10 protein-coding genes and 1 pseudogene are annotated in these 13,765 nt (G+C 73.0%); all 11 read left to right on the forward strand.

Annotated features, from left to right (window positions below; all coding sequences use genetic code 11):
- Positions 1-109: 109 nt before the first annotated feature.
- The 11 genes and pseudogenes from EAO77_RS15375 (at position 110) to argF (ending at position 13,625) form a co-directional block, all read left to right on the forward strand.
- Positions 110-1,345: pseudogene (locus tag EAO77_RS15375) on the forward strand (IS701 family transposase).
- A gap of 240 nt (positions 1,346-1,585) precedes the next feature.
- Positions 1,586-2,311: a formylglycine-generating enzyme family protein gene (locus tag EAO77_RS15380; protein ID WP_410088552.1), complete on the forward strand. Its 726-nt coding sequence runs from the start codon at positions 1,586-1,588 to the stop codon at positions 2,309-2,311.
- Positions 2,312-2,500: 189 nt separating this feature from the next.
- Positions 2,501-3,766 carry an AAA family ATPase gene (locus tag EAO77_RS15385; RefSeq protein ID WP_410088554.1) on the forward strand — a complete coding sequence of 422 codons (1,266 nt, stop codon included), beginning with the start codon at positions 2,501-2,503 and terminating at the stop codon, positions 3,764-3,766.
- A complete protein-coding gene (locus EAO77_RS15390) occupies positions 3,763-4,095 on the forward strand; it encodes a nucleotide pyrophosphohydrolase (RefSeq protein WP_147988534.1) in 333 nt (110 codons plus the stop codon). Before EAO77_RS15385 ends, EAO77_RS15390 begins: the two co-directional genes overlap by 4 nt.
- A 268-nt stretch (positions 4,096-4,363) precedes the next feature.
- Positions 4,364-4,861, forward strand: coding sequence for a DUF6099 family protein (locus EAO77_RS15395; RefSeq protein ID WP_147989145.1), 498 nt, complete (start codon positions 4,364-4,366; stop codon positions 4,859-4,861).
- Between the two features lie 37 nt (positions 4,862-4,898).
- Positions 4,899-5,822, forward strand: a complete 924-nt coding sequence (locus EAO77_RS15400; protein ID WP_147988535.1) for an LLM class F420-dependent oxidoreductase — start codon at positions 4,899-4,901, stop codon at positions 5,820-5,822.
- Positions 5,823-6,029: 207 nt separating this feature from the next.
- Positions 6,030-6,941, forward strand: a complete 912-nt coding sequence (gene mmuM, locus EAO77_RS15405) for a homocysteine S-methyltransferase (protein WP_147988536.1) — start codon at positions 6,030-6,032, stop codon at positions 6,939-6,941.
- Positions 6,942-7,017: 76 nt separating this feature from the next.
- Positions 7,018-8,556 carry a 3' terminal RNA ribose 2'-O-methyltransferase Hen1 gene (locus EAO77_RS15410; RefSeq protein ID WP_147988537.1) on the forward strand — a complete coding sequence of 513 codons (1,539 nt, stop codon included), beginning with the start codon at positions 7,018-7,020 and terminating at the stop codon, positions 8,554-8,556.
- Positions 8,553-11,111 (forward strand): polynucleotide kinase-phosphatase, encoded by a 2,559-nt coding sequence (locus EAO77_RS15415; RefSeq protein ID WP_147988538.1) that lies wholly within the window; start codon positions 8,553-8,555, stop codon positions 11,109-11,111. Before EAO77_RS15410 ends, EAO77_RS15415 begins: the two co-directional genes overlap by 4 nt.
- A gap of 179 nt (positions 11,112-11,290) precedes the next feature.
- Complete coding sequence (locus tag EAO77_RS15420; RefSeq protein ID WP_147988539.1) at positions 11,291-12,526, forward strand: arginine deiminase; 1,236 nt, start codon at positions 11,291-11,293, stop codon at positions 12,524-12,526.
- An 88-nt stretch (positions 12,527-12,614) separates the two neighbouring features.
- Positions 12,615-13,625 (forward strand): ornithine carbamoyltransferase, encoded by a 1,011-nt coding sequence (argF, locus tag EAO77_RS15425; RefSeq protein ID WP_147988540.1) that lies wholly within the window; start codon positions 12,615-12,617, stop codon positions 13,623-13,625.
- Positions 13,626-13,765: the final 140 nt, after the last annotated feature.

Genomic DNA, 13,765 nt, shown 5'->3' on the forward strand with positions numbered 1-13,765 from the left:
TATGACTGCGGCCACCGTTGATCATCGGTGTGTGAAGACAAACGATCATGCGGTGGCCGCTGGTCACAGCGTAGACCCTGCCCGCTGGCAGGAGGCGTTCGAGGACCTGATGGGGCGCATAGCAGGCAGGTTCGCGCGGGTGGAGGCCCGGCGCCGGGCGGGACGGCTGGTGCTCGGGCTGCTGTCGGACCTGCCGCGTAAGAACTGCTGGACGATCGCAGAGTGGGCCGGGGAAGCGACGCCGCACGGCATGCAGCACTTGTTGTGCCGGGCGTCCTGGGACGCCGACGCGGTTCGCGACGACGTGCGTGACTACGTCGTGGAGCAGCTCCGTGACGAGCGGGCAGTGCTCGTCGTTGACGAGACCGGCGACATGAAGAAGGGCACCCACACTATCGGCGTGCAGCGTCAATACACCGGTACTGCGGGCCGGATCGAGAACTCTCAGGTCGCCGTCTACCTCGTCTATGCGGGAGCGCGCGGACACGCGGCGGTGGACCGTGAGCTTTACGTCTCGCGCTCATGGACGTGTGAGCCGGACCGCTGCCGGGCCGCCGGCCTGCCCGAAGACACAGCCTTTGCTACCAAGCCAGAACTGCTGGCCGCATGATCGGCCGGTTCCTCGATGCCGGGCACCACGTGGGCTGGGTCGCTGGCGATGAGGTCTACGGCGGCAACCCACGTCTGCGGGCCGTGCTGGAAGCGCGTGGTGTCAGCTACGTGATGGCCGTTGCCTGTTCCACCGAAGTCGCCACTGGCGCAGGCAAGTTCCGTGCAGACGTGCTGGCCGCGAAAGTGCCCAAGCGGGCCTGGCAGAAGCTGTCGGCCGGGGGCGGCGCCAAGGGGCACCGCTTCTACGACTGGGCGGTCATCGATCTGGCCTGCTTCGGATCGGGCCACCACCAGCTGCTGATCCGCCGCAACCGCACCACCGGAGAACGGGCCTACTACCGTTGCTTCTCGCCTGCCCCGGAACCCCTTGCCACTCTGGTCCACGTCGCCGGGTCGAGGTGGCGAGTGGAGGAGACCTTCCAGTCGGGAAAGGGCCTTGCGGGACTGGACGAGCACCAGGTCCGCCGCTTCACCTCCTGGTCGCGCTGGGTCACCCTGGCCATGCTCGCGCACGCCTTTCCTAGCGGTCACCCGAGCCACCGAACATGCCCGCCATCCGGCACCGGATGGGTTGATCCCGCTCACCTGCAACGAGATCCAGCGACTGTTCACAGCGCTCGTCAGGCCCACGCCCGATGTGCTCCACCGACTGCGCTGGTCCGGCTGGCGACGCCGTCACCAGGCCCGATCCAGGACCAGCCACTACCGCCGACAAGCCGTCGATCAGACATGAAGATCACGATCTACAGCTGGAGTACTAGCCACATGCGCTCATCGTTCACTTGTGCTGATCTGGCGCACCCGGTCTTCCTGCAAGCACGGCGTGCCAAGGGGTGGCTGGCGCTGGGCGGTGCACGCCCTCATTCCAAGGTCGCTGTCCGCATCGGTCCGTCGGCCGATGCCCGTCCTCGGAGCCGAGGTGATCATGGGGGTTGTCCGTGCGAGCCGGGAAGGAGCTGTGCGAGTGGAGCAAATGGACTGGGTCGAGGTGCCGGCCGGGGTGCTCCGGCGGGGCACGCCCGTCGAGGAGGTGGCGGCGGTGGCGCGGCGCTACCGCGACACCGGGGTGCCGGTGGAGTGGTACAGAAAGGAGGCCCCACGCGCGGAGATCCACGTCCCGGCGTTCCGGATCGCGCGGACGCAGGTGACGGTCGGTCAGTGGGAGCCCTTCGCGGCGGCCACCGGCCGTCCGGCCGGACAGGGGCCGGCGGACCACCCGGTGGTCGGGGTCGACTGGGAGGCGGCGGCGGCCTACTGCCGGTGGCTGGGGAATCGGCTCGGGATCGGGGTGCGGCTGCCGACGGAGGACGAGTGGGAGCGCGCCGCGCGGGGTGACGACGGGCGGGAGTTCCCCTGGGGCGAGGAGTATCGCACCGGCCTGGCCAATCTGGTGGACCTCGGGATCGGGACCACTACGCCGGTCGGTTCGTTCCCCGGTGGCGCCAGCCCTTTCGGGGTGCTGGACATGGCGGGCAACGTCGACGAGTGGACCTCCACCGTCTACGCCCCTTACCCGGGCGCGCCCGCCGGGGTGCCCGGCACGGAGGACTGGGCCTTCGACCGGCACATCACCCGTGGCGGTGCGTTCCGCCACGACCGGGACCTGGCCCGATGCGCACGGCGGCACGGCGCCTACGAGGCGGACCTCGCGGCGATCGGCGTCGGCTTCCGGACGGCGGCACCGGCCGTTCGCGAGTGACCCGTCGGGCGGGTGGTGCTCGCGGGCAACGGCCCGTCGTGGTCGGGTCGTTGGCTAGGGTGGCCGGTGGAGACTGATTCCTCCGCCTATGACCGGGGCGGGGGCACACGCCGGCGCGTTCGGGGCGGCCCGTTCGCGGCACGCGCGGCGCGGACATCACGGGGGGCTCGGCGATGGGGAGTCGGTGGCATCCCCTCCCATCCCCTCCCCGTCCCCGCTTCCGGCCCTGCTTCCGTTTCCGCTCCCGTCCCCGGTCCGGCCCCGGCTTCCGCCCGCGCCGACGTTCCGGCCCCGGCTTCCGCCCGCGCCGACGTTCCGGCGCCGGCGCCCCCGGGCCCGCCCGTGCGGCCCGCGGTCACCGAACTGCGCCTGTCAGCCTTCAAATCGCACCGCGGGGCGGTTCTCCCCATCGGCCCGCTCACCCTGTTCGCCGGGGTGAGCGGCAGCGGCAAGTCGAGTGCCCTCCAGGCGTACGAGGCCCTGGCCCGGCTCGCCGCCGGCCAGGGCCTCGAACGCGCCTTCCCCGACCCCGACGGCTGCGTCCCCGAGTGGGCCAGACCCGACCGGCAGGGCCGGCGCGGCTTCCGCATCGGCTGCACCGTGCGGGGCCCGGCCGGCGAGGTACGGCTCGATCTCGCCGTCCAGGCCGAGCCCGATCTGCGGATCGTGGGGGAGCGGCTGACCTGCGACGGAGACGTCGTCCTCGCCACCGCCCTGCGCGACCCGCGCCGCCGCACGGTCGAGGCGGCCTGGCACACCTCCGGCACCGCCGTGGTCACCCGCGCGGCGCTGCCGGACGACCGGCTCGGCACCCCGCTCCTGCCGCTGCACGTCGCGGGCCGGACGGCCGCGCAGTTACGGGTTCTCGCCGCGGCCGAGCAGGTGGTCATGGCCCTGAGGTCGGCGTTCGCCTGCGACCCCCGGCCCGAACGGATGCGGGCGCCGGTGCCCGCCGGCAGCGGCCGGCTCCGGCGCGGCTGCGACAACCTGGCCGAGGTGCTGCACCGGACCCGCAGCGAGTGCACCCGGCGCCACGCCCGGCTGACGGCGGCGGCGCGCGCGGGATGCGCGGGCGAGGTCGCGGACGTCCGCGTGGAGCGCACCCCGGACGGCGTCGTCAGGGCGCTGCTCGGCCGGGGGGCCGCGGCCGCCCCCACCCCCGTCGGACGCCTCGGCGAGGGGGAACTGCGGTATCTGGCCCTCGCGCTGGTGCTGCTCACCGGGCCCGGGGTGCTCGCCGTCGACCAGGTCGCCGAGGTGCCCGAGGCGTATCAGTCGCTCACGGTCGTCGCGGACGGCCTCGACCGCTGTCTGCACCCGGAGCAGACCCGCGAACTGGTGCTGCTGGCGGTCGAGATGTGCGCCCGGGGCCACATCCGGCTCGTCGGCGCGGTCTCCGACGCGGCGTGCGCCCGCTCGATCCCCGGGGTGTCGGTGGTAGACCTGGTGAGGTGACGAGAGACGACGGACTCGATGTGGCCGGACTCCAGCGCAGGCTCGCCGACTTCGCGGCGGCACGCGGCTGGGAGCCGTACCACACGCCCAAGAACCTGGCCGTGGCGCTCAGCGTCGAGGCGGCCGAACTGGTCGAGATCTTCCAGTGGATGACGCCCGAGGAGTCTGCGGCGGTGATGTCGGACGCGAGCAGCGCGCACCGGGTGAGGGACGAGGCGGCGGACGTCCTCGCCTATCTGCTCCAGTTCTGCGAGGTGCTGGGGGTCGACGTGCTGGCGGCCCTCCAGGACAAGATCGAGCGCAACGAACAGCGCTTCCCGGCGCCCTGATCGGCTGCCCCCGGCGGGCGGGGCGGCCGGCCCGCGCCGGGGGGCGTGCCGTGCGCGGGAGGCGGGGCACGCGGTGCGACGGGGGCGGGGCACGCCGTGCCGTGAGGGGTGCCGCGGCCACCTCTTCGTCACTCTTCGGAGTCATCGAGTTATCCACAACTGCCTTGGTGTCCACAGATTTCCGAATTCCCCTAGCTTTTCTGGTCGATGACCTTCACTCTGGGTAATGAACAGTGTGGGCAGTACATCGTACGAACGGGGGCTCGGCATGGACGCGTTACGGCTCATCGAGATCAGCGGGCAGGCGCTGCGGCAGAGTGAGCAGGGCACGGAGGTCACCCAGGTGGTGGCGGAGGCCTGGCAGATCCAGGCGCTCGCCCAGGCCGTCGGCAGCAGAATCGCCCTCGGCGGCCCTCCCGATCTGAGGGGCGAGGCCACGGCGCTCAGCGAGACGGGCGGCAGGGGAGCGGGGGTCCCCGACCATCCCGCCGTGCGCGGCGGCGGGCCGCGCGCCGTCCAGCTCACCGAAGTGGCGCACCCCGAAGCGGTGCTGACCGCACTGCTCGGGCTGCTGGGGGACGTGGGCATCGCCCTGGTCGGAGTCGCCTGCGCCACCGACGACGAAGGTCTCTACTGGCAGTGCATCGAGACGATAGACGCGGCCGACGAGTCCAGCGACCGGGTCCGCGCCATGCTCCGCCGCCTCGCCGAGGGGGAGCGCGGGCGTCCGTGCGAGACGGCCCGGGGGCGCGCGGGCCCGCCGTGACCGGCGAGGCGCCCCGGGGACGGTGCAGGATGGAAGCATGGATCTTCGCATCTTCACCGAGCCCCAGCAGGGGGCCGACTACGACACCCTCCTCACCGTCGCCAAGGCCACCGAGGACCTCGGCTTCGACGCCTTCTTCCGTTCCGACCACTACCTGAGCATGGGCTCGGCCGACGGCCTCCCCGGCCCCACCGACGCCTGGATCACGCTGGCCGGGCTGGCCCGTGAGACCCGCAGGATCCGCCTGGGCACGCTGATGACCGCCGGCACCTTCCGGCTGCCGGGTGTCCTCGCCATCCAGGTCGCCCAGGTCGACCAGATGTCCGGCGGCCGCATCGAACTCGGCCTCGGCGCGGGCTGGTTCGAGGAGGAGCACCGCGCCTACGGAATCCCCTTCCCCAAGGAGAAGTTCGCCAGGCTGGAGGAGCAGCTGGCGATCGTCACCGGCCTGTGGTCCACCGAGACGGGCAAGAAGTTCAGCTACGAGGGCACCCATTACCAGCTGACCGACTCGCCTGCCCTGCCGAAGCCCGTCCAGTCGAGGATCCCGGTGCTGATCGGCGGCCACGGAGCCGTCCGCACCCCGCGTCTGGCCGCGCAGTACGCCGACGAGTTCAACCTGCCCTTCGCCTCGGTCGAGGACACCGAGCGGCAGTTCGGCCGGGTGCGGGAAGCCGCCCGGGAGGCCGGGCGCGACGCGGACGACCTCGTGTACTCCAACGCCCTGGTGGTCTGCGTCGGCAAGGACGACGCGGAGGTCGCCCGCCGCGCGGCGGCGATCGGCCGCGAGGCGGACGAACTCAGGGCCAACGGCCTCGCCGGCTCCCCCGCCGAGGTCGTGGACAAGATCGGGCGCTACGCGGCGACGGGCTCCTCGCGGGTCTACCTCCAGGTGCTCGACCTCGACGACCTCGACCACCTGGAACTGATCTCCTCCCAGGTCCAGTCCCAGCTGTCCTGACCTGCCGGCCGCCGGGGCGCGGACGGACGCGGCCCGTGCCCCGGCCCGCCGGGCCGGATGCGCGCCGGGGCGCGCCTGCCACGCGAGCCCGTCGGCGGTTCGCGCGGCGCCGGCCCCGCCGCGCCCGGCCGAGGGCGCGGACATGCCCGCCCGCGCCCCCTGGCCGGGGCGGTGCACCCCGGCCCCGCCCTGCACCCGGAGGCAGACATGAGACCGACCCGCCCCCTCGCCGAGGCCCTGGCCGAGCGTGCCCTCGTCCTCGACGGCGGCCTGTCCGACCAGCTCCGGGCCCAGGGCTGCGACCTGTCCGACGACCTCTGGTCGGCCCGTCTCCTCGCCGACGACCCCCGGCAGATCGAGGCGGCGCACGCCGCCTACGTCGAGGCGGGAGCCCAGGTCCTGATCACGGCCAGCTACCAGGCCACCTTCGAGGGCTTCGCACGCCGGGACATCGGGCGCGCACGGACCAGGAGGCTGCTCGCCCGCAGTGTGGAACTGGCGCGCCGGGCCGGGGAGAGGGCGGCCCACGAGGTGTGGGTCGCCGCCTCCGTCGGGCCGTACGGCGCGTACCTCGCCGACGGCAGCGAGTACCGCGGCGCCTACGGGCTGGACGCGGGGGAGCTGGAGCGCTTCCACCGTCCCCGCGTCGAGGCGCTCGCCGCGGCCCGGCCCGACGTGCTGGCGCTGGAGACCGTGCCCGACACGGACGAGGCCCGCGCCCTGCTCGCGGCCACCGAGGGATGCGGGGTGCCGCTCTGGCTGTCGTACACCGTCGCGGGCGGCCGGACCCGCGCCGGGCAGGATCTGGCGGAGGCGTTCGCCCTCGTGGCCGGCCGGGACGACGTCATCGCCGTCGGGGTCAACTGCTGCGCACCGGAGGAGGCCGAGGACGCGGCCCGGCTCGCCGTACGGGTGACCGGCAGACCCGCCGTCGTGTACCCCAACAGCGGCGAGCGGTGGGACCGGGCCGCGCACCGCTGGGCGGGCGCCGTCGTCTACGACCCGGCCGACGGGCCCCGCTGGCGGGCCGCCGGCGCGCGCCTGGTGGGCGGCTGCTGCCGGGTGGGCCCCGCCCGGATCGCGGCGCTGGCGGGCGGCCTCGGCGGCGGCGGGCGGTGACGCACGGGCGCGACCGGCGCCGTGCGCCACGAAAACCGCTGGTCGCAGGGGGGTGCGGCCGACGATACTCGGACGGGTGTTCCTGACGATCAGTACCACCGGCACCCCTGAACGCCCCGCCACCGACCTGGGCTTTCTGCTGCACAAGCATCCCGACCGGGCGCAGGCGTTCTCCACCGCGCACGGCACGGCTCATGTCTTCTACCCCGAGGCGTCCGCCGAGCGGTGCACCGCCGCACTGCTGCTGGAGGTCGATCCGGTGGCGCTCGTGCGCCGGGGCAGGGGCAAGGGCCGGGGCGGAGCTCCCGACGCCGCCCTCGCGCAGTACGTCAACGACCGGCCGTACGCCGCCTCCTCGCTGCTGTCCGTGGCCATGAGCACGGTCTTCAAGAGCGCCCTGCGCGGCGTCTGCGCCGCTCTGCCCGAGCGCGCCGCGGCACCTCTGCCGCTGCGCATCGAGGTGCCGGCCGTCGCCGCCCGCGGCGGAGTGGAACTGGTCCGCAGGCTGTTCGCCCCGCTCGGCTGGACGTCGGTGGAGGCCGAACCGATCCCCCTCGACGAGCAGTTCCCCGGCTGGGGCGACTCCCGGTACGTGCGGCTCGCCCTGGAGGGCGAGCTCCGGCTCGCCGACGCGCTGCGCCAGCTCTACGTCCTGCTGCCCGTCATGGACGACGCGAAGCACTACTGGGTGGCCACCGACGAGGTCGACAAACTGCTGCGCGCGGGTGAGGGATGGCTCGCCGACCACCCCGAGCAGAAGCTGATCACCAGCCGCTATCTCTCCCGCCGCTGGGGACTCACCCGGCAGGCCATGGAGCGGCTCGAACTCGTCCGCCTCGCGGAGACGGACGACCTCGCCGTCGAGGACGTGGACAACGCCGTCGACGAGACCACGGACACCGAGGAGCGGCCCGTGCCGCTCGCCGAGCAGCGCCGGGAGGCGATCCTGGCCGCCCTGCGCCAGAGCGGGGCCCAGCGCGTGCTCGACCTGGGCTGCGGTCAGGGCCAGCTGGTGCAGGCGCTGCTGAAGGACGTCACGTTCACCGAGATCGTCGGTGTCGACGTGTCGGTGCGGGCGCTCACCGTCGCCGGTCGGCGGCTGCGGCTGGACCGGCTGGGGGAGCGCCAGGCGTCCCGTGTCAGCCTGATGCAGGGGTCGCTCACGTACACGGACAAGCGGATCGCCGGGTACGATGCGGCCGTGCTCAGCGAGGTGATCGAGCACCTGGACCTGCCGAGGCTGCCGGCGCTGGAGTACGCCGTCTTCGGCGCGGCCCGCCCCCGCACGGTGCTGGTGACCACGCCGAACGTCGAGTACAACGTCCGCTGGGAGAGCCTGCCGGCCGGGCACACACGCCACGGCGACCACCGCTTCGAGTGGACCCGTGCGGAGTTCCGCGACTGGGCGCTGGCCGTGGCCGGGCGCCACGGCTACACGGTGGGCTTCACTCCCGTCGGGCCGGACGACCCGGAGGTCGGACCGCCCACGCAGATGGCCGTCTTCGAGAAGGCGGGCCCCGACGGTCCGGACGACCCCCGCGGGACGGCCGAAGGCGCCGCTCCGCACACGCACCCCACCCCTCACACGTCCGAGAAGGAGGCGACGGCGGCATGACCACCACCACCGAGGAAGCGACCACCACCCCGGGCCGGCAGCTGCCGGTCACCGACCTGTCCCTGGTCGTGCTCGTCGGCGCCACCGGCTCCGGCAAGTCGACCTTCGCCCGCCGGCACTTCAAGCCGACCGAGGTCGTCTCCTCCGACTTCTGCCGCGGGCTCGTCGCCGACGACGAGAACGACCAGAGCGCCAGCGCCGACGCCTTCGACGTCCTGCACTACATCGTCGGCAAGCGCCTCGCCGCGGGCCGGCTGACCGTCGTCGACGCCACCAATGTGCAGACCGAGAGCCGGCGGCAGCTCGTGAAGCTGGCCCGCGAGCACGATGTACTGCCCATCGCGATCGTCCTCGACCTGCCCGAGGACGTCTGCGCCCGCCGCAACGCCGCGCGCCCGGACCGGGCCGGCATGCCGCGGCACGTCATCTCCCGCCACCGCCGCGAACTGCGCCGCTCGCTGCGCGGGCTGGAGCGCGAGGGCTTCCGCAAGGTCCACGTGCTGCGCAGCGTCGAGGAGGTCGAGAGCGCCGGCGTCGTCCTGGAGCGCCGCTACAACGACCTCCGCCACCTCACCGGACCGTTCGACATCATCGGCGACATCCACGGCTGCCGGTCCGAGCTGGAGACCCTGCTGGGCCGGCTCGGGTACGAGGACGGGGTGCACCCCGACGGCCGGACGGCCGTCTTCGTCGGCGACCTCGTCGACCGGGGGCCGGACAGCCCCGGCGTGCTGCGCCGGGTCATGGGGATGGTCGCCGCCGGCAGCGCCCTGTGCGTGCCGGGCAACCACGAGAACAAGCTGGCCCGCTGGCTCAAGGGGCGCAACGTCCAGCGCACCCACGGCCTCGCCGAGACGATCGAGCAGCTGGAGAAGGAGGACGACGCCTTCCGCGAGCAGGTGCGCGAGTTCATCGACGGACTCGTCAGCCACTACGTCCTCGACGAGGGCCGGCTCGTCGTCTGCCACGCCGGTCTGCCCGAGAAGTACCACGGCCGCACCTCCGGCCGGGTCCGCTCGCACGCCCTGTACGGCGAGACCACGGGCGAGACCGACGAGTTCGGCCTGCCCGTGCGCTACCCCTGGGCCGAGGACTACCGGGGCCGGGCGGCCGTCGTGTACGGCCACACCCCCGTCCCCAGCACCTCCTGGATCAACAACACCATCTGCCTGGACACCGGCGCCGTGTTCGGCGGCCGGATGACCGCCCTGCGCTGGCCCGAGCGCGAACTGGTCGACGTCCCCGCCGAGAAGGTCTGGTACGAACCGGTGAAGCCGCTGCTCACCGAGACCCCGGGCAGCCGCGAGGGTCGCCCGCTCGACCTCGCCGACGTGCAGGGCCGCCGGGTCGTCGAGACCCGGCACCTGGCGCGTGTCGCCGTGCGCGAGGAGAACGCCGCGGCGGCGCTCGAGGTGATGAGCCGCTTCGCCGTCGATCCCCGGCTGCTCGCCTACCTCCCGCCGACGATGGCCCCCACCGCCACCTCGCGCCGGGAGGGCTACCTGGAGCACCCGGCCGAGGCCTTCGCCCAGTACGCGGCGGACGGTGTGGCCCAGGTGGTGTGCGAGGAGAAGCACATGGGGTCGCGCGCGGTGGCCCTGGTCTGCCGCGACGCCGGCGCCGCCCGCCGCCGCTTCGGCGTCGACGGACCCACGGGCACCGTCCACACCCGCACCGGGCGCCCCTTCTTCGACGACCAGGAGGTCACCGAGGAGATCCTGGACCGGCTGCGCGCGGCGGTCGGCGCCGCCGGACTGTGGGACGAGCTGGAGACGGACTGGCTGCTGCTGGACGCGGAGCTGATGCCCTGGTCCCTGAAGGCGTCCGGTCTGCTGCGGACGCAGTACGCCGCGGTCGGCGCCGCGGCCGGAGCGGTGCTGCCCGGGGCGACGGCCGCACTCCGCTCGGCCGCCGGCCGGGGCGTGCCGGTGGACGGGCTGCTCGACCGGCAGCGCGAACGCGGCGAGGACGCGCGGGCGTTCACCGACGCCTACCGGCGCTACTGCTGGACGACCGACGGCCTGGACGGGGTGCGCCTCGCCCCGTTCCAGCTGCTCGCCGCCGAGGGCCGCTCGCTCGCCGGCGTCCCGCACGACCGGCAACTGGCGTGGCTTGACCGGCTGGTGGAGCACGACCCGACCGGACTGCTCCAGGTCACCCGACGGCTCGTCGTCGACACCGGTGACGAGGAGTCGGTCCGCGCCGGCACCGACTGGTGGCTGGAGATGACCGGCCGCGGCGGTGAGGGCATGGTCGTCAAGCCGCTCGCGGCCCTGGCCAGGGACGGCGGCGGCCGGCTGGTGCAGCCCGGTGTCAAGGTGCGGGGCCGTGAGTACCTGCGGATCATCTACGGCCCGGAGTACACCCGGCCCGACAACCTCGGCAGGCTGCGCGACCGCTTCCTGGGCCACAAGCGCTCGCTGGCCCTGCGCGAGTACGCCCTCGGCCTCGAGGCGCTCGACCGGCTGGCGGACGGGGAGCCGCTGTGGCGGGTGCACGAGGCCGTGTTCGCCGTCCTGGCCCTGGAGTCGGAGCCGGTCGACCCCCGCCTCTGACCGTCCGCCGTGCCGGGCCCGCTCCCGCCGCCGGACCGTACGGTGACCCGCCGGTCGCACAGGGCGATCGGCGGTCGCCGTACGGGCTCGGGGGGGACGGCGCCCCGCCTCGGCCGTTCCGGAATGCGGAGTCGGCCGTTCGCCGGGTGAACGGCCTCCCGTCCGGCCAGGATGGAGACATGGCATTCCACGTCGACTCCGAGACCGGCCGGCTGCGGCAGGTCATCCTCCACCGGCCGGATCTGGAACTGAAACGGCTCACACCGAGCAACAAGACCGCGCTGCTCTTCGACGACGTGCTCTGGGTGCGCCGGGCGCGCCAGGAGCACGACGGTTTCGCGGACGTGCTGCGCGACCGCGGGGTGCAGGTGCACCTCTTCGGGGATCTGCTGCGCGAGTCGCTGGAGATCGAGGAGGCGCGCAAGCTCGTGCTGGACCGCGTCTTCGACGAGAAGGAGTACGGCCCGCTCGCCACGGACCACCTGAGAGCCGCGTTCGACGAGATGCCCACGTCCGGCCTGGTCGAGGCGCTGGTCGGCGGGATGACCAAGCGCGAGTTCCTCGCCGGTCACACGGAGCCCACCTCGGTCCGGTTCCACACCATGGACCTGGACGACTTCCTGCTGCACCCGCTGCCCAACCACCTTTTCACCCGCGACACTTCGGCCTGGATATACGACGGGGTGTCGATCAACGCGATGCGCTGGCCCGCCCGTCAGCGCGAGACGGTGCACTTCGAGGCGATCTACAAGTACCACCCGCACTTCGTCGGGGAGCACGCCTCGCACTTCCACCACTGGTCGGAGGGGCAGGACGACTACCCGTCCACGATCGAGGGCGGTGACGTGCTCGTCATCGGCAACGGCGCGGTGCTGATCGGGATGAGCGAGCGGACCACGCCGCAGGCGGTGGAGATGCTGGCGCGCGGTCTCTTCGCGGCCGGCTCGGCCCGCACCATCGTGGCGCTGGACATGCCGAAGCGCCGGGCGTTCATGCACCTGGACACCGTGATGACCATGGTCGACGCGGACACCTTCACGCAGTACGCGGGGCTCGGCATGCTGCGCTCCTACACGATCGAGCCGGGCGACGTCTCCGGCGGTCTGCGGGTCAGCGACCATCCGCCCGAGCGGATGCACGACGCGATCGCGGCGGCCCTCGGTCTGAAGGACATCCGGGTGCTGACCGCGACCCAGGACGTGCACGCGGCCGAGCGGGAGCAGTGGGACGACGGCTGCAACGTGCTGGCGGTCGAGCCGGGCGTGGTGGTGGCCTACGAGCGCAACGCGACGACCAACACGCATCTGCGCAAACAGGGCATCGAGGTCATCGAGATCCCCGGCAGCGAGCTGGGCAGGGGGCGGGGAGGGCCCCGGTGCATGAGCTGTCCGGTCGAGCGGGAGGCCGTGCGGTGAACACTCGGCGGAGGTCTGTATAGCGATGCAGGGTGTCGTATAGACTTCCATGCGTTCACTGCTTTTCCGCCACCCAGGAGCAGCCATCATGGCGATACATCTCGAAGGCCGCCACTTTCTGAAGGAGCTGGACTTCACGGCAGAGGAGTTCCGCGCCCTGCTCGCCCTGGCCGCGGAGCTCAAGGCCGCCAAGCGCGCCGGCGCCGAGGTCCAGCGGCTGCGGGGCAGGAACATCGCCCTGATCTTCGAGAAGTCGTCGACGCGTACGCGCTGCGCGTTCGAGGTGGCGGCGGCCGACCAGGGCGCGTCGACGACCTACATCGATCCGGCCGGTTCCCACATCGGCAAGAAGGAGTCGGCGAAGGACACCGCACGGGTCCTCGGCCGGATGTTCGACGCGATCGAGTTCCGCGGTGACGCGCAGCACACGGTCGAGGAGCTGGCCGCCCACGCCGGGGTGCCGGTCTACAACGGGCTGACCGACGACTGGCACCCCACCCAGATGCTCGCCGACGTGCTCACCATGACCGAGCACTGCGACAAGCCCCTGGACCGGATCGCCTTCGCCTACCTGGGCGACGCCCGCTTCAACATGGGCAACAGCTATCTCGTCACGGCGGCGCTGCTCGGCATGGACGTGCGGATCGTGGCGCCCCGTGCCTACTGGCCGGCCGTGGAGGTCGTCGCCGCCGCGCAGGAGCTGGCGGCGGCGAGCGGGGCGCGGATCGAGCTCACGGAGGACATCGGCGAGGGCGTCCGGGGCGCGGACTTCGTCGTCACCGACGTCTGGGTGTCGATGGGGGAGCCCGAGGAGGTCTGGGACGAGCGGATCAAGGCGCTCTCCCCGTACGCGGTGACCATGGACGTGCTGCGGGCCACCGGCAACCCCGGCGTGAAGTTCCTGCACTGCCTGCCGGCCTTCCACGACCTGGGCACCAAGGTCGCCCGGCAGATCCACGAGCGCCACGGCCTGTCCGAGCTGGAGGTCACCGACGAGGTCTTCGAGTCGGCCCACTCGGTCGTCTTCGACGAGGCCGAGAACCGGATGCACACCATCAAGGCGGTCCTGGTGGCGACGCTGGCCGGAGGCCGCGGCTGAGCAGGCGCCGCACGGCGCGGGTCGGGTGGCGTCTCCTCGGCTCTGTACGAGGTGGGCGGCGGTCCCTCGGCGCCGCGCGAAGTGGGCGGCGGTCCCTCGGCGCCGCACGAGGCGGGCGGCGGTCGGTCCCGCGTGGGCCG

The organism is Streptomyces sp. T39, assembly GCF_008042045.1.
Lineage (GTDB): Bacteria > Actinomycetota > Actinomycetes > Streptomycetales > Streptomycetaceae > Streptomyces.